This window comes from Mesorhizobium sp. WSM4311, assembly GCF_002295115.1.
Classification (GTDB): Bacteria; Pseudomonadota; Alphaproteobacteria; order Rhizobiales; family Rhizobiaceae; genus Mesorhizobium.
In genome coordinates, this window is sequence record NZ_NSFV01000004.1 from 1 (window position 1) to 21,204 (window position 21,204).

General features: G+C 64.0%; 20 protein-coding genes and 2 pseudogenes. 14 read left to right on the forward strand and 8 right to left on the reverse strand.

Annotated features, from left to right (window positions below):
• Positions 1–152, forward strand: a pseudogene (locus CK226_RS35505) (5-aminolevulinate synthase); the annotation flags it as partial.
• A 33-nt stretch (positions 153–185) separates the two neighbouring features.
• Here CK226_RS35505 and CK226_RS10835 read toward each other — a convergent pair.
• Both CK226_RS10835 and mscL read right to left on the reverse strand, forming a co-directional pair.
• Positions 186–1,352 carry a pyridoxal phosphate-dependent aminotransferase gene (locus CK226_RS10835; protein WP_095791868.1) on the reverse strand — a complete coding sequence of 389 codons (1,167 nt, stop codon included), beginning with the start codon at positions 1,350–1,352 and terminating at the stop codon, positions 186–188.
• Between the two features lie 230 nt (positions 1,353–1,582).
• Positions 1,583–2,002 carry a large conductance mechanosensitive channel protein MscL gene (gene mscL / locus CK226_RS10840; protein WP_095791869.1) on the reverse strand — a complete coding sequence of 140 codons (420 nt, stop codon included), beginning with the start codon at positions 2,000–2,002 and terminating at the stop codon, positions 1,583–1,585.
• A 249-nt stretch (positions 2,003–2,251) separates the two neighbouring features.
• Here mscL and CK226_RS10845 point away from each other — a divergent pair, with 249 nt between their 5' ends.
• Positions 2,252–5,761 carry a PAS domain-containing hybrid sensor histidine kinase/response regulator gene (locus CK226_RS10845; protein ID WP_095792145.1) on the forward strand — a complete coding sequence of 1,170 codons (3,510 nt, stop codon included), beginning with the start codon at positions 2,252–2,254 and terminating at the stop codon, positions 5,759–5,761.
• 33 nt (positions 5,762–5,794) lie between these two features.
• Here the strand turns inward: CK226_RS10845 and CK226_RS10850 are convergent, their stop codons facing one another.
• On the reverse strand, positions 5,795–6,430 hold the full coding sequence (locus tag CK226_RS10850; RefSeq protein ID WP_095791870.1) for a TetR family transcriptional regulator: 636 nt from the start codon (positions 6,428–6,430) through the stop codon (positions 5,795–5,797).
• Positions 6,431–6,522: 92 nt separating this feature from the next.
• Between CK226_RS10850 and CK226_RS10855 the strand changes: the two genes are divergently transcribed.
• Together CK226_RS10855 and CK226_RS10860 are read left to right on the forward strand one after the other, a co-directional pair.
• A complete protein-coding gene (locus CK226_RS10855; protein ID WP_095787352.1) occupies positions 6,523–7,176 on the forward strand; it encodes an O-methyltransferase in 654 nt (217 codons plus the stop codon).
• Positions 7,177–7,317: 141 nt separating this feature from the next.
• Positions 7,318–8,595, forward strand: a complete 1,278-nt coding sequence (locus CK226_RS10860) for an MFS transporter (RefSeq protein ID WP_245437726.1) — start codon at positions 7,318–7,320, stop codon at positions 8,593–8,595.
• Between the two features lie 36 nt (positions 8,596–8,631).
• Here CK226_RS10860 and CK226_RS10865 read toward each other — a convergent pair.
• Positions 8,632–8,883 (reverse strand): annotated as a pseudogene (locus CK226_RS10865) (LysR family transcriptional regulator); the annotation flags it as partial.
• Between CK226_RS10865 and CK226_RS34345 the strand changes: the two are divergent.
• The gene (locus CK226_RS34345) at positions 8,765–9,025 is read left to right on the forward strand and encodes a hypothetical protein (RefSeq protein WP_179301028.1); all 261 of its coding nucleotides are present in this window, start codon (positions 8,765–8,767) and stop codon (positions 9,023–9,025) included. The pseudogene CK226_RS10865 and the gene CK226_RS34345 overlap by 119 nt on opposite strands.
• 17 nt (positions 9,026–9,042) lie before the next feature.
• Here the strand turns inward: CK226_RS34345 and CK226_RS10870 are convergent, their stop codons facing one another.
• Both CK226_RS10870 and CK226_RS10875 read right to left on the reverse strand, forming a co-directional pair.
• Complete coding sequence (locus tag CK226_RS10870; protein WP_095787323.1) at positions 9,043–9,702, reverse strand: response regulator transcription factor; 660 nt, start codon at positions 9,700–9,702, stop codon at positions 9,043–9,045.
• 181 nt (positions 9,703–9,883) lie between these two features.
• Positions 9,884–10,318, reverse strand: coding sequence for a hypothetical protein (locus CK226_RS10875; protein ID WP_027047742.1), 435 nt, complete (start codon positions 10,316–10,318; stop codon positions 9,884–9,886).
• 107 nt (positions 10,319–10,425) lie between these two features.
• On the opposite strand from CK226_RS10875, the gene CK226_RS10880 reads away from it, so the two are divergent.
• Both CK226_RS10880 and CK226_RS10885 read left to right on the forward strand, forming a co-directional pair.
• Positions 10,426–10,776 (forward strand): DUF952 domain-containing protein, encoded by a 351-nt coding sequence (locus tag CK226_RS10880; RefSeq protein WP_095791872.1) that lies wholly within the window; start codon positions 10,426–10,428, stop codon positions 10,774–10,776.
• Positions 10,773–11,852 carry a quinone-dependent dihydroorotate dehydrogenase gene (locus tag CK226_RS10885; RefSeq protein WP_095771907.1) on the forward strand — a complete coding sequence of 360 codons (1,080 nt, stop codon included), beginning with the start codon at positions 10,773–10,775 and terminating at the stop codon, positions 11,850–11,852. Before CK226_RS10880 ends, CK226_RS10885 begins: the two co-directional genes overlap by 4 nt.
• Here the strand turns inward: CK226_RS10885 and CK226_RS10890 are convergent.
• Complete coding sequence (locus CK226_RS10890) at positions 11,845–13,185, reverse strand: MATE family efflux transporter (protein ID WP_095792146.1); 1,341 nt, start codon at positions 13,183–13,185, stop codon at positions 11,845–11,847. The genes CK226_RS10885 and CK226_RS10890 overlap by 8 nt on opposite strands.
• Positions 13,186–13,318: 133 nt before the next feature.
• Between CK226_RS10890 and CK226_RS10895 the strand changes: the two genes are divergently transcribed.
• Positions 13,319–14,221 carry a histone deacetylase gene (locus CK226_RS10895; protein WP_095792147.1) on the forward strand — a complete coding sequence of 301 codons (903 nt, stop codon included), beginning with the start codon at positions 13,319–13,321 and terminating at the stop codon, positions 14,219–14,221.
• A gap of 3 nt (positions 14,222–14,224) precedes the next feature.
• On the opposite strand, the gene CK226_RS10900 is transcribed toward CK226_RS10895, so the two are convergent.
• Positions 14,225–14,488 carry a DUF6460 domain-containing protein gene (locus CK226_RS10900; protein ID WP_027047739.1) on the reverse strand — a complete coding sequence of 88 codons (264 nt, stop codon included), beginning with the start codon at positions 14,486–14,488 and terminating at the stop codon, positions 14,225–14,227.
• A gap of 437 nt (positions 14,489–14,925) precedes the next feature.
• Between CK226_RS10900 and CK226_RS10905 the strand changes: the two genes are divergently transcribed.
• From CK226_RS10905 to CK226_RS10935, 6 genes are all read left to right on the forward strand, one after another.
• Positions 14,926–15,543: an outer membrane protein gene (locus tag CK226_RS10905; RefSeq protein WP_095771906.1), complete on the forward strand. Its 618-nt coding sequence runs from the start codon at positions 14,926–14,928 to the stop codon at positions 15,541–15,543.
• Between the two features lie 177 nt (positions 15,544–15,720).
• Positions 15,721–16,107, forward strand: coding sequence for a hypothetical protein (locus CK226_RS10910; protein WP_095791873.1), 387 nt, complete (start codon positions 15,721–15,723; stop codon positions 16,105–16,107).
• Positions 16,108–16,157: 50 nt separating this feature from the next.
• Positions 16,158–16,832 (forward strand): response regulator transcription factor, encoded by a 675-nt coding sequence (locus tag CK226_RS10915; protein WP_095791874.1) that lies wholly within the window; start codon positions 16,158–16,160, stop codon positions 16,830–16,832.
• Positions 16,829–18,259, forward strand: coding sequence for a HAMP domain-containing sensor histidine kinase (locus tag CK226_RS10920; protein ID WP_095791875.1), 1,431 nt, complete (start codon positions 16,829–16,831; stop codon positions 18,257–18,259). Before CK226_RS10915 ends, CK226_RS10920 begins: the two co-directional genes overlap by 4 nt.
• A gap of 111 nt (positions 18,260–18,370) precedes the next feature.
• Positions 18,371–19,396, forward strand: coding sequence for a glycosyltransferase family 2 protein (locus CK226_RS10925; protein ID WP_095771979.1), 1,026 nt, complete (start codon positions 18,371–18,373; stop codon positions 19,394–19,396).
• Positions 19,397–19,559: 163 nt separating this feature from the next.
• Positions 19,560–21,050, forward strand: coding sequence for a hypothetical protein (locus CK226_RS10935; protein WP_095787317.1), 1,491 nt, complete (start codon positions 19,560–19,562; stop codon positions 21,048–21,050).
• Positions 21,051–21,204 lie beyond the last annotated feature (154 nt).

The following is a 21,204-nucleotide window of genomic DNA, read 5'->3' on the forward strand; positions in this document are numbered from 1 at the left end:
CGTTCCATTCCGATGCGCTGATCGCCGAGCTGCAGGACGCGCTGGTCGAGACCTGGGACGCGCTCGGCATTCCCTACGGCTCGGCAGGACGGCCCATTGTTGCGAAGAGCGATCGGATCGTTCCGCTCCTGGTGCCCAAGTCCGGCGGTTGAAACGCGGCTCGACTGCCAGCCGACGCGGGCTGGCTAAATAGTCTTCATCCATTTCGCCAGCCGGTGCGCGGCGTCCTCGATCTGGTCGAGGCGGCGGTGGAAGCACAGCCTGAGGAAGGCTTCGCCGCCGGGGCCGAAGGCGGTGCCGGGCGCCAGGCCGACATTGGCCTTGTCGACGATGTCGAAGGCGGCGGTGCGGGAATCGGTGATGCCGTCGACGGTGAAGAACAGATAGAAGGCGCCCTGCGGCACGGTAAACCGCGCGCGGCCGGTGGCGCCGAGAATGCCGCAGACCAGGTCGCGCGCTTTTCTCGCCCGCTCCACCTGTTCGGCGACGAAGCCATCGCCCTCGTCAAGCGCAGCCACCGCGCCGCGCTGCATGAACTGGGCAACGCCGGAATTCGAATACTGGATCAGGTTCTCGAACACCTGCTGCAGGCTCGGATGCGTCTTGATCCAGCCGACGCGCCAGCCGGTCATCGCCCAGTTCTTGGAAAAGGAGTTGACGAACAGGATGCGGTCCTCCTCCGTCGCTATGTCGAGGAAGGACGGCGCACGACCATGGCCATAGTGGAACAGCGAATAGATCTCGTCGGCGATGATCCAGACGTTCTTGGCGCGCGCCAGGTCGAGGATGGCCTGCAAGGTCTCGTGGTCGGCGGTCCAGCCGGTCGGGTTCGACGGCGTGTTGATGAACAGCGCCTTGGTGCGCGGCGTGATCGCCGCGGCGATCTTCTCGACGTCGCAGGACCAGCCATTGCCGGAATGATCGAGCGTGACCGGCACCGGAACGGCTCCCGACAGGGCGGCGGCAGCGTCGAAATTCGGCCAGGCCGGCGACAGATAGATCACCTCGTCGCCGGCGCCGGCGAGAGCGGTAAGGGACATCTGGATGGCATGCATGCCGGATCCAGTGACGATGAATTGCTCCTCCGGGAACGTCTTGCCGAAATGCCTGGCGTAGTAGCGTGCCAGCGCCTGCCTGAGGTCGGGGATGCCCCTCTGCCAGGTGTAGAATGTCTCGCCGCCGGCCAGCGCCTTCGACGCGGCATCGGTGATGAAGGCGGGTGTCGGCAGGTCGCCCTCGCCGGCCCAGAGCGGGATCAGGCCCTCGCGCAGGCGGCCGTAATTGACGACGGCGACAATGCCGCTTTCCGGTGCGGCGCGGGCTTCGGCGCGAAAGCTATCGATCAGGCTCATGGACAAATCCGTTTTCCCTTAGAGCAGTTCACCGTTTCACGGAAACGGCAACCCGCTCTAACTCTTTGTTTTAACGCAATTCCCCAGGGAAAGCGCTACGCGGTTTCCCGGGAAAACCGTTTCACACTTTTCCTGGAATTGCTCTAGGCTTGCCGCTCTTTACCAGATACGAAAACAGAAAACCCCAGCCGCGAACGACCGGGGCTTTGGTCCAGCAATGGCTGGCTGAATTATCGCTTGGCGAGCAGATCGCGGATTTCGGTGAGCAGCGCGACATCGGCGGGGGGCGGCGCGGCCGGGGTAGCCGGCTTCTCGCGCTCGAGCCGCCGGCGCAGATTGTTCACCCCCTTGACCATCAGGAAGATGACAAAGGCAATGATCAGGAAGTTCAGCGCCACGGTGATGAAGCTGCCATAGGCAAAGACCGCGCCTTGCTTGCGCGCATCTTCAAGGTTGGTCGCAGTTACATTGTGCGACAGGCCAATGAAGTAGTTGTTGAAATCGACCCCTCCGAGCGCGCCAATGAAAGGCATGATGACATCATCGACCAGCGAAGTGACGATCTTGCCGAAGGCAGCGCCGATGATGACGCCTACGGCCAAGTCCATCACGTTACCCTTGGAAATGAATTCCTGGAATTCTTTCAGCATTCGACCCTCCTTGCATGGCGGGCCGCGCTGCCGTTCCGTCCTTGCCGCATCGACCCGGCGACAACATAACAAAAACCTCCGGTTGCAACATGGGCAAAAAGGAGAAAGCAATCGCTTTCTCCTTCCCTGCCGTTAGCCTCCAGAAATAACGCGCTTCATGCACCCAAAGCCGTGATGGACTTGGGACCCAAGCTGTGATTGCGTTCGGACAAGCCGGACAGAAAGACGGCAAAGGAGGAAATTCCGGGCGTGCAAGGCTTGTTCATCGTCATCATCGCGATCGCCTATGTGACGTTGCTGTTCGCCATCGCCAGCCTGGGCGACCGCCGCTCGGCCATCTCCGGGCCCGGTCGTGCGCGACCCTTCATCTATGCGCTCAGCCTGGCGATCTATTGTACCTCGTGGACCTTCTTCGGCTCGGTCGGGCTCTCCTCCGAACGCGGCCTCGAATTCCTCGGCATCTATACCGGCCCGGTGCTGGTGTTCGTGTTCGGTTTTCCGCTGCTCAACCGCATCGTGCGGCTGGCTAAGACCGAGAAGATCACCTCGATCGCCGACTTCCTCGGCGCGCGCTACGGCAAGAGCTTCACCGTCGCGGCGATCGCCACGCTGATCGCCACCATCGGGGCGGTGCCCTATATCGCGCTGCAGCTGAAGGCGATTTCCGGCTCGGTCAGCCTGATGGTCGAGCACTATACGGGATCGCCGCCCTCTTTCGATCCGTTCGTCAGCGACATCTCGCTGGTCGTCGCCATGCTGCTGGCCTTGTTTGCCGTCTTGTTCGGCACCCGCCATGCCGACGCCACCGAACATCAGGACGGGCTGGTGCTGGCGGTGGCGGTCGAAACCGTGGTCAAGCTCGCCGCCTTCCTGGCAATCGGTCTGATGGTCACCTTCCTGATCTTCGGCGGCCCGGGCGACATGTTCGCCAAGCTGGCGCAGAATGCACAAGTGCGCCAGGCGATGGGCTACAACACCTCGCTCGCCACCTGGCTGGTGCTGACTTGTCTGAGCGGCTTTGCCATCGTCATGCTGCCGCGGCAGTTCTACGTCACCATCGTCGAGAACCGCGGTGAAGCCGAACTGCGCACCGCGACCTGGGTGTTTCCGCTCTATCTCGTGGCGATCAACCTGTTCGTGCTGCCGATCGCCTTTGCCGGCCTGTCGCTGGTCGGCACCGGCACCAGCAGCGATCTCTACGTGCTGTCGCTGCCCCTGTTCAGCGGCCACGACGTGCTCGCCATGGCGGCCTTCATCGGCGGACTGTCTGCGGCAACGGCCATGGTCATCGTCGAAAGCGTGGCGCTCTCGATCATGATCTCCAACGACCTCGTCATTCCGCTGTTCGTGCGCCGCCTGCTCAAGACCTCGACCTCCGAGAACGAGGACTGGTCGACGCTCATCCTGAATGTGCGGCGCGGAGCGATCTTCATCCTGTTGTTCATCGCCTTCCTCTACTACCGCGAGAGCACCAACAGCGCGCGGCTGTCGTCGATCGGGCTGATGTCATTCGCGGCCATCGCGCAGTTCGCGCCGGCGCTGATCGGCGGGCTGATCTGGCGCGGCGCCAATGGCAGGGGCGCCGCAGTCGGCATGATCGCCGGCATCCTCGTATGGGGCTACACACTGCTTTTGCCCTCGCTTGTCGCACCCGATGCCGACATCATCTTGCAAGGGCTGTTCGGTTTCGAGGCATTGCGGCCGCAGGCGCTGTTCGGAACGGTCGCCGAACCGCTGAACCATGGCGTGTTGTGGAGCCTGTCGATCAACACGCTGTTCTTCGCCCTTGGCTCGCTGTCGCGCGCGTCGGTGCCGCTGGAGCGCATCCAGGCGTCGATCTTCGTGCCACGCGACGCCAGTCCGATGCCGAGCCTGCGCCGCTTCCGCACCGCCATCACCGTCAACGACCTCAAGGACACGATCGCGCGCTACCTCGGCGTCGAGCGCACCGAGCGTTCCTTCCAGTCGTTCGAGAAGACCAACGGCACCTCGCTGCACGGCAAGGAGCAGGCGAGCATGGAGGTCATCCGCTTCTCCGAGCAGCTTTTGGCCAGCGCCGTCGGCTCCTCCTCGGCGCGGCTGATCCTATCGCTGCTGTTCCGGCGCCATGACCGCGAATCCCGGGATGCCTTCCGCCTTCTCGACGACGCCACCGAGGCGCTGCAGCACAACCGCGACCTCCTGCAGATCGCGCTCGACCAGATGGAGCAGGGCATCACCGTCTTCGACCGCGATTTCCGGCTGATCTGCTGGAACCGCCAGTACCGGGCGCTGTTCGACCTGCCCGACGAGATGGGCCAGGTCGGCGTCTCGCTCGACCAGATTCTACGCCATCTCGCCGAGCGCGGCGACATCCCCGCCGACCAGCGCGTGGCGATGCTCAACCGGCTGACCAGCTTCGTCAGCCCCTGGCAGATGGAACTGAAGACCAGCGGCCGCATCCTGGAACTGCGCTCCAACCCGATGCCGGATGGCGGCATCGTCGCCACCTATGCCGACATTTCCGGGCGCGTCGAACAGGATCTGGCGCTGAAGCGCGCCAATGAGTCGCTGGAACAGCGCGTCAAGACCCGCACCATCGAACTGACCCGGGTCAACGAGGAGTTGACCCGGGTCAACGAGGAACTGGCGCAGGCGCAGATGCTGGCCGAGGAGGCCAATCTCGGCAAGACGCGCTTCCTCGCCGCCGCCGGCCACGACATCCTGCAGCCGCTGAACGCCGCCCGGCTCTATTGTTCCTCGCTGATCGAGAAGGCCGGCAAAGGCCCAGCCGGCAAGGCGGCGGTCAATATCGAATCCTCGCTGGAATCGGTCGAGACGATTCTCGGCGCCGTGCTCGACATCTCGCGCCTCGATGCCGGGGCGATGAAGCCGGACGATACCGCCTTCAATCTCGACGGCCTGCTGCGCCAGATCGGCAATGATTTTCGGCCGATGGCCGCCGAGAAAAAGCTCGGCCTGACGATCATGCCGTCTTCGCTGACTGTGGTGACCGATCGCAATTTGTTGCGCCGCCTGATCCAGAATCTTGTCTCCAACGCCATCAAGTATACCCGCAGGGGTCGCATCCTGGTCGGCGTGCGGCGGCGCGGCGAACTGGCGGAGATCCAGGTGATCGACACCGGCATCGGCATTGCCGGCGAGAAGCTGAACACGGTCTTCCATGAGTTCACCCGGCTCGATGAAGGCGCGCGCGAAGCCGAAGGGCTCGGCCTTGGCCTCTCCATCGTGGACCGCATCGCCCGGGTGCTTCGGCTGGAAATCCGCATCTTCTCCAATCCAGGCAAGGGCACGCGCTTTTCGGTCATCCTGCCGGTCGCAGCGGTGCAGGAGCCGCGACGCGAGGTCGAAACCAAGGCTCCCGCCCGTGCCGCGGCTTCGCTCGCCGGGCTGCATGTGCTGTGTATCGACAATGACGCCCGCATCCTGGAGGGCATGCGGCTGCTGCTCGAAGGCTGGGGATGCAAGGTTGATACCGTGTCCGGCTCACGGGATCTGGAGAACGCCGCGCTACACCGCCCGGATATCGTGCTTGCCGATTACCATCTCGACGGCGAAACCGGCCTCGATATCATCGCCCGGCTGCGTGCGACCCATGGCAACGACCTGACCGCCGTGCTGGTCACCGCCGACCGGTCCAACGAGGTGCGGGCGGCGGCAGCTGGGCTCGATATTGCGGTGATCAACAAGCCGCTGAAACCGGCGGTGCTGCGTTCGATGATGGCCAGGGTGAGGCCGCTGGCATCGGCGGCAGAGTGACGCCAACGGGCCGGCCGGCCACAGCTGGCGCTTTCAGGCCCTGTGCCCCAGGCTCCTGAGGTAGGCGCAGAACATATCGGCTATCGCATCGGAATAGGTCTCGATCTCCGCCGGCATTCGCGAACTTGCCGAAAAATCCCGTCCCGCCGCACTGAGCATCGTCGTGACCAGCTCGCCGGCCATGGCTCGGGTGGCATCGGAGGCCTCGGGCAGTGTCTCCTGCATGAATATCTCGACCGTGCGCTCCGCCGAAGCCCGCGCCTCTTGAGCCTCTGGCGCATCCCGATAAAGCGGCGCCGCGTCGTTGAGCGCGCCACGCACTGCCGCTTCTTCACACTCGGAGCGGACAAAGGCATGCACCAGGATGCGCAGCCGCTCGAGGGGCGGCTTCTCGACCTCCTGGAGAATACGGCACAGCAGGTGGGTCGTTTGCTGCCATTCGTCGCTCTGCAGCCGGAACAGAAGTGCCGCCTTGTTGGGGAAATACTGATAGAGCGAGCCGACGCTGACTCCGGCCCTTTCGGCCACGCGCGTGGTGGTGAAACGCTGCGCGCCTTCCTTCTCCAAAACCTGAACAGCAGCCTGCAAAAGAGCCGCGACAAGGTCCGTCGCGCGAGCCTGTTTGGGCTGTTTTCGTGAGGAAATCGAATGACTTGGGCGTTCGGTCATGTCTCGGCCCGGTAATGCGAATTGGAAACCTGAAGGATTATTCGTATTTTCGGCGCAACACAAGCACGCAGCCATTTCGACCGGAGACGTTCATGACGACGCTGACCAATGCCCCGCTGGCCCCGCTGCTCGCCCGCCTGTTCGAAGAAGCCAATGCCGCAACCAGTCCGGTGGCGGGACTCTCGCACGAAGAGCGGGCGCGCCTGATCAACAGCAAGACCGAATATGTCGATTTCTACGGTCGGCTGAAGGACCTCTGGCTGGCGATCTCGCCGGAGACCGGCACGCTGCTCTACATGCTGGCGCGCAGCAGCGGCGCGCGCATCATCATCGAGTTCGGCACCTCGTTCGGCATCTCGACGCTCTATCTTGCGGCAGCGCTCAGGGACAATGGTGGCGGCCGCCTGATCACCACTGAATTCGAGCCGTCCAAGGTGATGCGGGCCAAGGCCAATCTGACCGAGGGCGGCCTCATCGACCTGGTGGAGATCCGCGAGGGCGACGCGCTTGAAACGCTGAGCACCGACCTGCCCGAAACGATCGACCTTTTGCTGCTCGACGGCGCCAAGGCGATCTATCCGGAGATCCTCAGCCTGGTCGAGAGCCGCTTGCGGCCAGGCGCGCTGGTCATCGCCGACAATGCCGATTTCTCGCCCGAATATCTCGAGCGGGTGCGCTCGCCGGCGTCGGGCTACATGTCCACGCCGTTCGGCGAGGACGTCGAATTGTCCGTGCGGCTCGGCTGAAGCCGGCCCCATCGCCGTATTGGATACTACCACGCGGCTCAAACCTCCTTGTCGCTCCAGGGCGACCGTAGGCGTTTACGTCAACCAACGCGCAAACCCCGGGCCGTCGACGACAGTCGGCCTCCATGCGCAGGTGACGTCATGATCAACACGCTTCTTTCCTCCTGGCGCGCAGCCCCGCGCCCAGCCCTGATGGGGCTTCTGCTGTTCTTCTGCGCGGGTTTCGCCGATGGCGCGCTCGTGCCTTTCTTTCCGCTCTGGGCAAGCAGCGAGGCGGGCATTCCCGTCGGCGCGATCGGCCTGCTGTTCGGCTGCTATGCCGGGGGCGAACTGCTGGCGGCGCCGCTGATCGGCGGCATCGCCGACCGGGTCGGCCGGCGGCCGGTGCTGATCGCCTCGTCGCTTGGCGTCGGCGCCGGCTTCCTGGCCCTGTTCTTCGTGCATGGCGTCGCCGTTACCGCGATCGTGCTGCTTCTAACCGGCATGTGCGAATCGGTGCTTCATCCAACGATTTTGACCACGATCGCCGATGTGACCCCGCCATCCGCGCATCCGCGCTGGTTCAGCCTGGCGCGCGTGAGTTCAAGCGCCGGGCAGATTCTCGGGCCGGCCAGCGGCGCCCTGCTGGCGCTGCTATCGCTACGCAGCGTTTTCCTCGCCGGCGGCACGATGCTTGTGCTGGGCGGCATCGTGATGCTCTTCGCCCTGAACGAGACGATCGGCATCGGCCTCGCCGCCGGCGACGATCGCCACGGCGGCGAAGACAACGAAGAGGAAGGCCTGTCCGCGCTGCTGCCGGCGTTCCGCGACGGCCGGCTGGCGAAGCTGCTGCTCTGGGTCGTGCTGTTCGAGGTCGCCGGCAACTGGATCGAGGCGGTGATCCCGCTCTACGCGCAGGATGCAGGGACGCTGACGCCATCCGGCGTCGGCGCGCTGTTCGCCTACGCCGCCGCCCTGACGGTCGGCCTGCAGATGCTGGTCAGCCGCCTGATCGAGGCACGATCCGCGCTCTGGCTGACGGTCGGCGCCGGCCTTGCGACGATCCTCGCCTTTGCGCTGCTCGCCGCGTCGCCGGCGATGCTGACGCTGATCGGAGCGGTCAGCCTGTGCTCGATGGCGCAGATGCTAGTCGGACCGCTGGTGCCGACCGCCGTCAATGCGCTGGCGCCGCCCGCACGGCGCGCCTCCTACATGGCGGCTTCGTCGGTGGCGGTCGACCTCAAGGACTCGTTGGGGCCGTCGATCGGCACGGCGCTTTACGCGCTGGCACCGCGCCTACCCTGGATCGCCGGCATTCCGCTGGTGGCGATCGCATCGCTCGGCCTCGGCGCCGCCATCGGCCGGGCGCGCAATCCTTCGCGGCCGACCGAGGATGATGCCACGCCGCAACTGGGTTCAGCCGTCGAAAACTATCGCTGAGATTCGGCGCCATCGCACAGACGCGGGTCGATAGCCTCAGAAGGGGCTGTCCAGCGTGTGCGAATTGCGGAACCGGGGCTTCGCGCCGCTGGCCGCCGGCGACGGACGGTGCTCGCGAAACGCCATGGCAAGGGTGCGCGATGCATCGCGCGATTGCGGGTCTGAGAGCGTGGACAACAGCACGATCTCCGACGCCGGCAGCGGTGGAAGGCCGAATTTGCGGCTGACCTCGATGGTGCCGGGCGGGGCGAGGCGGCAAGAGAACACCGATGCGGCGAGACCGGCTGATTCCGTTGTCCATAATGCACTGCGCAACGGCTTTGGCTGGGTGATGCTCTATGGCGGCATCGGCGTCTGGATCATGGCCGCCATCAGCTTCGTGAGTTTCAACGCCCGACCGGGGCGGACAGAGGTCCAGTGTCCCGATTGAACGGGCGACGCAGACGCTCAGCTGTTGGTCTGCAAAGGGTCGGTGCCGATCTTGGACAGAAGGATCACCGCCTGGGTGCGGCTGTCCACGCCGAGCTTCTGCAGGATGGCCGAGACATGCGCCTTGATGGTCGCCTCGGAAACGCCGAGCTCATAGGCGATCTGCTTGTTGAGCAAGCCTTCGGCCAGCATGCCGAGCACGCGCGTCTGTTGCGGCGTCAGCGCCTGCAGCCGCTTGATCAGGTCCGATATTTCGGGATCGCGCTCGACACCGAGATCGACGCCAACGGGCGCCGCGATGTCGCCGGCCAGCACCGATTGCACGGCGTTGCGGATTTCCTCCATGCTGGCCGATTTGGAGATGAAGCCGGATGCGCCGAGATCGAGCGCGCGCCGGATGGTCGCCGGATCGTCATGCGCTGAGACCACGATCAGTGGCACCGCAGGGTGAATGCCGCGCAGCGAGATCAGGCCGGAGAGACCGCTGGCGCCCGGCATCGACAAATCGAGCAGCACCAGATCGACATCCTCATTGGCCACGACCAATGCCTTGGCGCTTTCGAAATCGCCGGCCTCGTGAATGGCGGCGACACTGCCGATGCCGGCAAGCGCTTCGCGGAGTGCACCGCGAAACAGCGGGTGATCGTCGGCGATGACGAAAGAATAGCCTGACGGCAAATGTTCCTCCCCGAATCCCGTCGATGATTTTTTAGCTTTTCGGGACCAGTCGGACGATTATGAGGGGCAGCGCGCTGTTTTCAAGCGGCAAAACCAGTGCGCCGCGTTTTCCCTGCTTCGCAAGATCAAAGTCCTACAGCGTCCTTTGCGCATCCAAAAGGACGCACGGCGCCATAGGAGCTCAGGTCTTCTGCGAGTTGAGCTGGGCGCCGCCGCCGTTATCCTTGTCCATATCCTTGACGATGCCCATGAAGCCCCTGAGGAAGCGCTCCATGTAGCTCATCGTCTTGTTGAAATCCTCCTCGCTCGGCAGTTTCGATTCGAGGCGGGCGGAGAGCGAATTCTCCAGCTTGGTGACGCGCTCGTCCATTGCCTTCATCGAGGTCTGCAGGCGGTCGATTTCGTCCTGGAACGCGGCGCGTTCGTCGGCCGCCACCTTGCAGACGAGCTGACCGGAGCGTTCCTCGCAGATCGACATCGCACCGGTCTGCGTGTCCATGCGGACATAGCCGTTGGCGGATTTTTCCAGCCGGTAGCGATCGGTCTCTTCCGAATAAGCTGATACCGCGACCAGTGAAACCAGCGCGGCGGGGATCAAGATGTGTTGCAGACGCATGTTGTCCTCCATGGCCAAGGCCTGAAATATCGCATGTTTGCGCCGGAAATGGGGAAGACCCTTGGCGTGGCCTTCCCCGCACGACTGGTTCAGACTATAGCGCAACCATGTCTCAGTTTATCTACAAGATAACCCCGCAAGCGCTTTGGCGCGAGGCCGAAGCCAGTGGCCGCTTCACCGGCGCGCCGATCGACGTCGCCGACGGCTTCATCCATTTCTCCACGGCGGCGCAGGTCCGGGAAACCGCGGCAAAGCATTTTTCCGGCCAGACAGACCTTCTGCTGGTCGCCGTCGACGACGCCAGCCTGGGCGACGCGCTGAAATACGAGGTTTCGCGCGGCGGCGCGCTGTTTCCGCATCTTTACGGCGTGCTGGTGCTGGATACCGTCAAATGGGTGCGGCCGCTGCCGCTCGGTGCCGATGGCGCGCATCGGTTCCCGCCGCTGGAGGGGCAATGAGCGTGCTCGACCGACTCGGCCAGAAGCTGCTGTTCACCTTCGATCCGGAAACCGCGCATGGCCTGTCGATCGCGGCGCTGCGCTGCGGCCTGCCTGCCGGCGCGCGGACGGTGCGCGACATCAGGCTGAAGGCCAGCCTCTGCGGCCTCGATTTCCCCAACCCGCTCGGCATGGCGGCCGGCTACGACAAGAATGCCGAGGTGCCCGACGCGCTGCTTGGCCTCGGCTTCGGCTTTGCCGAGGTCGGCACGCTCACGCCGCTGCCGCAGGCCGGCAATCCGAAACCGCGCATCTTCCGGCTGACGGCGGATGAAGCGGTGATCAACCGGCTGGGCTTCAACAATGAAGGTCATGCCGCGGCCGAAAAACGCCTTGCCGCGCGCAAGGGACGTTCCGGCATTGTCGGCGTCAATATCGGTGCCAACAAGGACAGCGCCGATCGCATCGGCGACTATGAGCGCGGCGTCACCCGCTTTGCCCCCTATGCCAGCTACCTCACGGTCAACATCTCCTCGCCCAACACGCCCGGCCTGCGCAACATGCAGGCGCGCGAGCAACTCGGCGAACTTTTGTCGCGTGTCATGGCCGCGCGCGCGTCGGCGGCGGCCCAGCCGCCCATTTTCCTCAAGATCGCGCCGGATCTGGTCGAGGCCGAGTTGGAAGACATCGCCGCCGAGGTCGCGGAAAAACGGATCGACGGAATCATCGTCTCCAACACCACAATTTCGCGGCCGCCGCTGCGCAGCGGCGGCGTCGCAGGCGAGACCGGCGGGCTTTCGGGAAAACCGCTGTTCGAACGCTCGACTGTCGTGCTGGCGAAGATGCGCAAGCTGCTCGGGCCGGGCATCGCCATTGTCGGGGTCGGCGGCGTGGATTCCGCCGAGACCGCGCTGGAGAAGATCCGCGCCGGGGCCGACCTGGTGCAGCTCTACACCGGCATGATCTATGCCGGACCCGCGCTGCCGGGCCGTATCGTCGCCGGCATGGCACGCTTTTGCGAGACGGAGCGGCTGAAGTCCATTGGCGAATTGCGCGACAGCCACCTCGATCGGTGGGCGTCCAAGCCGCTCAGCTGAACGCCGTCTGCACCCGCAACCGCAAAATAGTCAGCAGGCTGAAGCCGCGCGCCAGCAGGAAAACGTGCAGCGCCGCCCACAGGCCGTGATTGCCGAAGGCGGGCGCCAGCGTCAGCAGCGCGACGGCAAAGACCAGAAACGACAGCAACATCATGTTGCGCATGTCGCGCGACCAGGTCGCGCCGATGAAGACGCCATCCATCTGGAACGCCAGCACGCCGCTCAGCGCGGTGAATGCCGCCCAGGGCAAATAGATGTCGGCCACCGAACGGACCTCCTGCGATGTCGTGACGATGGCGACCAGGTTGGCGCCGGCCGACAGCAGCACCAGGGTCGCGGCACCGGCCAGCCCTAAACCCCAGAACAGGGTCAGCCGCACCGCCTGCCGGAAGGGTTGCTCGGCGCGCGCGCCGACGGCACGGCCCGCGAGCTGCTCGGCGGCGGTGGCAAATCCGTCGAGGAAATAGCCGGCGACGAGGAAGAAGTTCATCAACACCGCATTGGCTGCCAGCGTCACCGTGCCGAACTGCGCGCCCTGGCGGGTGAACAGCGCGAAGGCGGCAAGCAGCGAGAACGAGCGGATCATGATATCGCGGTTGAGCGACAGCATGCGCAGGAAGGCGGCCATGTCGAGCAGCCGATGGCGCGGCAAGGGCGGGGTCGCGCGGAAGCGACGGACCACGATGGCGAGACCCAGCAGCATGGCCAGGAATTCGCCCGTGACCGTTGCCCAGGCAACGCCGGCAACGCCCCAGCCAAGCTTCAGGCCAAGCAGGAAGCAGAGCGCGATGTTGATGCCGTTGAGCACCAATTGCAGCACAAGGCCGAGCCCGCCCTCGCCACGCCCCAGCACATAGCCGAGAATGGCGTAGTTGATCAGCGAGAACGGTGCGGCAAGCAGCCTGATCCTGATGTAGACGCCCATCGCCTCGCTGACGCGCGGTTCGGCGCCCATGAACCACTGGCCGCCGATGGCGATCAACGGCGAAAGCGCCGCCAGCACGACACCGGCAACGACCGCGATCAGCACGGCGCGCCAGAACACCGCCTGTTCCTCGAGCGCGTCGCCACGCCCGAAAGCCTGGGCGACGAGGCCGGTGGTGCCCGAACGCAGAAAATTGAAGCTGGTGAAGACGACGTCGAAAACAAGTGCGCCCGCCGCAAGGCCGCCGAGCAAAGCAGCGTTACCGAACTGGCCGACAACAGCCGTGTCGACCAGGCCGAGCATCGGCGTGGTCAGATAGGCGAGCGTCATCGGCACCGCTATGGCGAGCACGGAACGGTTGGTAACGACAAAAGCTCTGGCGTCGACTGGAGTTGCGCCGTTGTCCAAGGGATTGCTGCCTTGCTGATTTGCGGCTTGATCGAAGAGCCGATGTGCCCCATTTTCCGGCCACCGCGCAATCATTCTTCCCGCGATGGCCAACCGAAATCCCGGTCTGGCGCGAAGCCGCCGGATTCCGTTCATGCCCCTGCAGATCGTCCACCACCCCGACTACGACGCCGGCTTTGCCACCAACCATCGCTTCCCGATGAGCAAGTATCCGCTGCTGATGGAGGCTTTGCGCGCACGCGGCCTGGCCAGGCCTGACGCGCTCAACGCCGCGGATCCCGCACCGGCATCATGGCTGAGGCTTGCCCATGCGGCCGACTATGTCGACCAGGTCATCAACTGTTCAGTGCCGGAAAAAATCGAACGCGAGATCGGCTTTCCGGTCGGCCCGCGCGTTTCGCGCCGCGCGCAGCTTGCGACCGGCGGCACGATACTGGCCGCGCGGCTCGCCTTGCGCCATGGCATCGCCTGCAACACCGCGGGCGGCAGCCATCATGCGCGGCGCGCGCAAGGCGCCGGCTTCTGCACCTTCAACGACGTTGCCGTCGCCTCGCTGGTGCTGCTCGACGAGGGTGCCGCACAAAACATCCTGGTCGTCGATCTCGATGTGCATCAGGGCGACGGTACGGCGGATATTCTGAGCGACGAGCCAGGTGTATTCACCTTCTCCATGCATGGCGAGCGCAACTATCCCGCGCGCAAGATCGCCTCCGATCTCGACATCGCGCTTGCCGACGGCACGGGCGATGCCGCCTATCTCCGGAGGCTGGCCACGATCCTGCCGGAGCTGTCGGCCCGGGCGCGCTGGGACATCGTTTTCTACAATGCCGGCGTCGACGTCCATGCCGAGGACCGGCTTGGCAGGCTGGCGCTTTCCAATGACGGCCTGCACGCTCGCGACGAGATGGTCATCGGCCATTTTCGTGCGCTCGGCATTCCGATCTGCGGCGTCATCGGTGGCGGCTATTCCACTGATGTTCCGGCCCTTGCCGCACGGCACGCCATCCTGTTCGAGGTCGCCTCGGCCTATACCTGAAAGTCACTTCCGATAGTTGGCGATCCTGAGCAGGATGAAGGCCGGCACGACGATCGCGGCCCCAAGCAGGATGTAGCCGAGGAAGCGGTCAATGGCGTGGAAGCCCAGGTTCCAGAGATCGATGAAGAACTTCTGGATGCCGTAGAAGACATCCATCGGCGACCAGCCGAAGGCATTCATGACAAGGCCGACGAGGAACGACACCACCAGCAGCTTCAGGATCACCCTGAGCGGCGAGTCGCCGAGAAAGCGTGTCAGTGCGGACAAGGTCGTCTCCCGATTGAGATGCCCAGACTCACGGGCACGGCCCAGAGATACGTGCTTGGCGGCTTTCCATCAAGCCAGCGCGGTTGGTGCCCGGGCTGGAACAGGCGATCGAGACTCCGAGCTTCAGACGGCCCGCAATTCTTAAATATAGGTAAACAAGATCATTTTAATTTGTTGAAAATAAAGCACAAAATCGTCATTTTCGAATTTTGCGCAATGTGCGTGCAATTTTCACCTGCGAGACAGTCGGCGTCTTTCAGGTGACTGGTTGCGCGGCGCTCCGACCCCCTGCCACAGCTGGCGAACGCCAGTCTCAGGACCGTGCAACCATCCCTGAAAGACACCAAACAGGAGCCCTGACCGCCCCAGCGGCCAAGCTCCCCGGGAGTTAACCTGCGTGTCGATTGCTGGATGCGCGTTTGTGTTGGAGTAATGCTGTGTCCTCTCAAGTAAAGATCGTCCTGACGGCGGCTAGCCTCGCCTTTTGCCTTCTCGGGCCGGCGATGGCCGCCGACCTTTCACCCACCTACAACGACCCGCCCGCCTTCCAGTGGAGCGGCGCCTATGTCGGCGTGCATGGCGGCACGGCGTTCACCGGGATGCCAAACCCGTTTGCAGGCCGCAATGGCTTCAGCGGCGGCGTCCAGGCCGGCTACAACCAGCAGATGGGTCCCACCGTTCTCGGCGCCGAGATCGAAGGCTCCTATCTGGGCGGCGCCGAACACGACGTCCAGGGCGGCAAGATCAAGGAGAAATGGCGCGGCGCCGCCAAGGCCAAGGCAGGATTGAGCTTCGACCAGACGCTGCTGTTTGGCACCGGCGGCGTTGCCCTGACCAAATTCGACAAGGGCGACAACGTCAGCAGCGCCGATGGATGGAAGGTCGGCTACCTCCTGGGCGCCGGCATCGAGCAGGGCTTCGCCGGCGGGCTGTCCGCCAAGGTCGAGTACGACTATGTCCGCACCCGCGGCGTCGAGACGACATCGGCTCTTGGCACGTCGAAGACGACGATCGGCAGCCATGAACTGAAGGCCGGCATCAATTACCGGTTCTAGAACCGAGCGAACCGGATTGCACGATGCCGCTGGGCGTCGCGCAATCCGGTGTCTCGATATCCACCGCACAGCGGCTTTTTCCGCAATGGCGCCCTTCCCACGCGTCGCTGCAATGTCGATGCAATCTTCGCGATCTAGGTCCGCGCGTGAATTTTCACCATGGGAATCTGTTCCGATATGTCCACGCATGGCGCCAGCCTCCTGACCCAGGCCCCGAAGATCGTCTTCATCGCAATCGCGCTCGCAGGCTGTGCCTCCGACATCATGAAAAATTATGTCGGGCAGCCGGTCGAATCGGTCGTCCTCGATTATGGTCCGCCGACGGCGATCGTCGATCTTGGCCAGGGCGAGCGCGCCTATCAGTGGCGCAAGGTGTCGACGTCAGCGGTTTCCGGGACATCGAGCGGCGAGGTTCGCGAGACAAAACACGGAACCGTCTATGAAGAGACCGAGACGCCCGGCTATATCGAGCGTCAGGAATGCTTCTACACATTCTATGCCCGCGCTTCCGGCGGTCGCTGGTTCATCACCAATTTCCGCCAGCCAAAGCTGGAATGCGAATGAACTGCCGCGGCCGCGGACCCCCGACCGGCCGCGGATAAAGGAGAATATTCATGCGCGTCCTGTTGATCGAGGACGAACCGGAAATGGCCTCCGTGCTCAAGGTCGCTCTCGAGCGTGTGGACATCATCGTCGACCATGCCGCGACATTGGCCGATGCCGAGGCGATGGCCCGCCTGGGCTATCACGACGCGGTGGTGCTGGACCGCCGGCTACCGGATGGCGACGGTCTCAGCCTCATACCGCGCCTGCGTGCCTTGCATCTGGAAGTACCTGTCATCGCATTGACGGCGATGAGCGGGCTGGACGACCGGGTCGCCGGGCTCGATGCCGGGGCCGACGATTACATGGTCAAGCCCTTCGCCACGGTGGAACTCGTCGCGCGGCTTCATGCCTTGCACCGGCGCTCGTTCACATCGCGCGCCAACCAGACAATGGTCGGCCGCCTCACCTATGATTTCCGCCATCGCGAGGCGCTGATCGAGGACCAGGCGCTCGATCTGCCGCGGCGCGAGAGGCTGGTGCTGGAAACGCTGATCCGCCGGCCGGGCCGGACCATCATGCGCAGCGCGCTGGAAGAGGCTGTCTATGCCCTCGACGACGAGATCGGCTCCAATGCGCTCGATGCGCATATTTCGCGGCTGCGCCGCAAGCTCGACGATGTCGCCGCCGGCATCGAGATCCGGGCGATCCGCAATCTCGGCTATCTCCTGCGGGCGGTCTCGTGAAAAAGGTCCGCACCGGCTCGCTGCAATGGATCCTGGTCCGGCGGCTGATCCTGCTGCAGGCGGCGACGCTGCTCATCTTCATCGTGCTTTGCGCGGCAGCCCTTTGGATCGCCAATCCGCGCCTTTTGATCGACAACGAGGCCGCCGTCGCGGCCGTCAAGGATGCCGTCGACCGGGACAAGGACGGCAGGCTGATCGTGCGTGAAACGGAGGAACTCACCGCGTTTCGCGAGAGCTTCCCCAATGTCTGGTACCTCGTTCGCGATGGCAGCGGCGAGAGCGTCCGTGCCGGCAACATACCCGACATCTACACCAAAGGCTTCGACGAGTTGCTTGACGCGGCCGATCACGCCACGATCGGGTTCTCCGACAAGGACATGCGGCCGGAAGCCTATATCGAAAACGCTTCGACCAAGGCCGGCATGGTGCAGATCATCGCCGCGACGCAGTCGTCGCGCCAGCAAACCGACGGCCTCGAAATCAACATTTCGGCCACCGTCGAAGTCGCCCGCAATCCGGACGGCAGCAGGAACTGGGAGCGCGCCCTGCCGGCGCTCGCGCTCGTCATCGCGATCCTGCTTTTGCCCATCATTCTCGTCATGGGCACGACGACGCTGGTGACGACGCCAGCCGTGGTGCGCCGTTCCTTCGCCGGCCTTGTCGAAACGGTCCGCCAGGCGGCGCGCATCGACATCGGCACCCGCGCCATGCAACTGCCGGTCAAGCAGGTGCCGCAGGAAATCGCGCCGCTCGTGCATGCCTTCAACGAGGCGCTTGCCCGCCTCGCCCAGGGTTACGACCGCCACAACCGTTTCCTCACCGACGCGGCGCATGAACTGCGCACGCCGATCGCCATCCTGCGCACACGCGCCGAACTTTTGAAGCAGGAACCGCAGAGCGCGCGACTGCTGCGTGACATCGAACGCCTGTCGCATCTTGCCCAGCAACTGCTCGACCATCAGTTGCTCGACCGCCCGTCGGACCAGCGCCAGATCGTCGATCTCGACGATCTCGTCAGCCGGGTGGCGGCCGACTTCGCACCGCTCGCCATCGAGGCCGGCTATGACCTTGCCTTCGAACCGTCGCCAAACAAGGCCCGAGCAGAGATCAATGTCCTGCAGATCGAGCGGGCGCTCGCCAACCTAGTGCGCAACGCAATCGAGCATGGCGGCGGCGGCGGCACGATCACGATCGCCATCGACGCGGCCGGTGGCATCGAGGTGCGCGACGAGGGGCCGGGCATTCCCGCGGAAGAGCACGAGAACGTCTTCGAGCCCTTCTACCGCTTGCAGCCGCAGTCGCGCGGCGCGGGGCTGGGACTGAACCTCGCCCGGCAGATCGCGCTGCTGCATGACGGGACGATCCGCATCCTGACGGGCTCCTGGCGCGGCGCCCGCATCCGCATGGAGTTGCCGGTGCGTTCGTGACGTGCCGAGCCCATCGCGTCGGCCGGCCGATGATCCGATGTCGATCCCTGGCTTATCTGTTTTCTAACCAATTGCCGCTATTGCCATGGCAAGAGCGGGAGCCAGGCTTTGGTGGGAACGGGAAAAATCGGCGCGCACCGCGCGGTCACGCTGTCGGTCGTCGTGCCATGCTACAACGAGCGCGACGGCGTGGCCGAGCTTCACCGACGCGTCAGCGCCGTATGCCTCGAGCAAGGCCGTTCCTACGAGATCGTGCTTGTCATCGATGGGGCGACCGACGGCACCCGCGAGGCCATTTTCGAACTGGCCGAAAAGGACGACCATGTGGTCGCCATCGACCTTGCCCGCAATTACGGCCACCAGATCGCCTTGAGCGCGGGGCTGGAATTCTGCCGCGGCGAGCGCATCCTCATTCTCGACGCCGATCTCCAGGATCCGCCAGAACTGCTCGGCGCGATGATGGCGAAGATGGATGAAGGCTTCGACGTCGTCTACGGCCAGAGGGTCAAGCGCGACGGCGAAGGCTGGTTCAAGCTGGCCTCCGCCTCGATGTTCTACCGCCTGCTCGGCCGGATGGTCGATGTCGAGATCGCACCGGACTCCGGAGACTTCCGGCTGATGAGCCGCCGGGCGCTCGACCATCTGAATGCGATGCCCGAACGCTACAGGTTCATTCGCGGCATGGTGAGTTGGATCGGGCTCAGGCAGGTCGCCTTCCCTTACGAGCGGCACCGGCGCTTCGCCGGCACCACCCACTATCCGCTGAAGAAGATGATCCTGCTGGCGGTCGACGCGATGACCAGCTTTTCGATCGTGCCTTTGCGGTTTGCCTCGATGCTGGGGATAATGTTCGGCCTGCTCGGCCTGGTCGTGCTCGGCTACACGCTGATCGAATGGTCCAGGGGCAACGTGGTGCCCGGCTGGACGAGCCTTGCCGCGATCATGCTGATCCTGGGCAGCGTCCAGCTTCTAGTGCTCGGCATTTTCGGCGAGTATCTAGGCCGCATGTACATGGAGACGAAGCGGCGGCCGCTGTATTTCGTCAACGAAATCGTTTCGCGCGACCAGCCGGCCAAGGACAGCGACCTGCCCGTCCATCGCCTGCAGGAGATGGCGAAAAGAGCCGCGCGTGGCTGAGGCGAAGGGCGAGCGGATGCAACGGGAACGGCATGGGCAGGATGCGGTCGGCTCTTCCGTTTGATGTCTCGCGGATGCTGCGCTTTGGCGCCGTCGGGCTTCTCTACACGACGCTCGGCCATACACCAGTCGTGGCGGCGACGCCGCCACCTGGAGCCGCGACATGAACCAGTCCACAGCAATCGCGGCGGCGAGGCCGTCGCTCGGGGACGCGCAACGCATCAGGCTGATACTCTGCCTTCTCTGCGCCTGCCTGGTGGCCTATCTGCTTGCCACCTTGGCCAGCGCGATGCTTCAGGATCCCGACAGTTGGTGGCAGGTGAAGGTCGGATTGGACTTTCTGGAAAACCGGACGTTTCCCGTCGTCGACCCCTATTCCTATACGTTCGCCGGTCAGCCCTGGATCGCCAAGGAATGGCTGGGGCAGGTCTTTCTGGCCCTCGCCTACCGTGCCGGCGGCTGGAATGGCGTCGTCACACTGATCATCGCCACGGTCAGCCTGACGGTCTTCCTGATGGGATGGTTCCTCAGCGCATGGCTGAAGCCGACACTGGCGATAGCGCTGGCCTTCGCCGCGGCTTTGCTGATCGCCCCGATCTATACGGCCCGTCCACACGTCTTCACCTTGCCGATCATCGTCGTCTGGACGGCAATGCTGTTTGGCGCCGCGCAGGAAGAGAGAGCCCCGCCCCCGTGGCTGCTGGTGCTTGTGGTCTTGTGGGCCAACCTTCATGCCACGTTCACCCTGAGCTTCGTCATCGCTGCCTTCGCCGGGCTCGATCTCCTGGCGCGCTCGGGCCTGTCGAAACCCGCCCTCCTGGCAAAATGGGTTGCTTTCGGCCTGCTCTGCCCGCTGGTCAGCCTGATGCATCCCTATGGGATGAAAGCCATCCTGGCGACGTTCACGGTGGCCTATGGCAACGAGGCGGTGCCACTCATCCTGGAGTGGCGGGCGTTCAACGCGCAGGAGCAGATCCTCCAGGAAGCGGTGATGCTGTTGGCGCTTTTTGGACTTTTGGTATCGAGGCTGCGGATCGGTTGGGCCAAGGCAGTGTTCATCGTCTTCGCCTTGCATGTCTATCTCGCCCATCTGCGGTTCGTATATCTGCCCTTCCTGCTGATCCCCTTGGTGATCGCGGTCGAAGTCGCCCGGCAATACCCCTCGGTCTCGACCCCGACCTGGCTGGCGGAAAAGCGTGACGGACTGGAAAGACTCTTCGCCAGCCAGTTTTACGCGATCTGCGGCGCAATCGCTGTCCTGCTGATCGGTGCGGTCGTCATCCTCGGCAGTGCCTACCAGGTGGCGCCGAGCCCGAAGACAGCGGCCAACGGCGCCCTCGCATACGCACGCGATCACCAGCTTTCCGGCAATGTGCTGAATTCCTATAATTTCGGCGGCACGCTGATCTTTCACGGCATCAAGACCTACGTCGACGGCAGGACGGACCAGCTGTTCCTCGGCGGCTTCACGAAAGCCGAGGACGCGACGGGACACAGCGACGGAAAACCGCTGCTCGAGGCCCAGTTGAAGAAATACGCCATCGGCTGGGCACTCCTTACGGCCGACGATACCCGCATCCCATTCTTCGCGGAGTTGGGCTGGAAGCGAGCCTATGCGGACGACGACGCCGTGATCTACCTGCCTCCCGCCTGATCTACAGCCTCCGTTCGAAACCGGTTTCGTCAGCGTTCGAAGATCTGGCATCTGCCTTGACATGGATGTTGCAGTGCAGCAAACTTGTGTTGCAGAGCACAGTCCGTGAAACCTACGAGCCACGATTTTTCGAACGACGGGGACATCGCCGCAT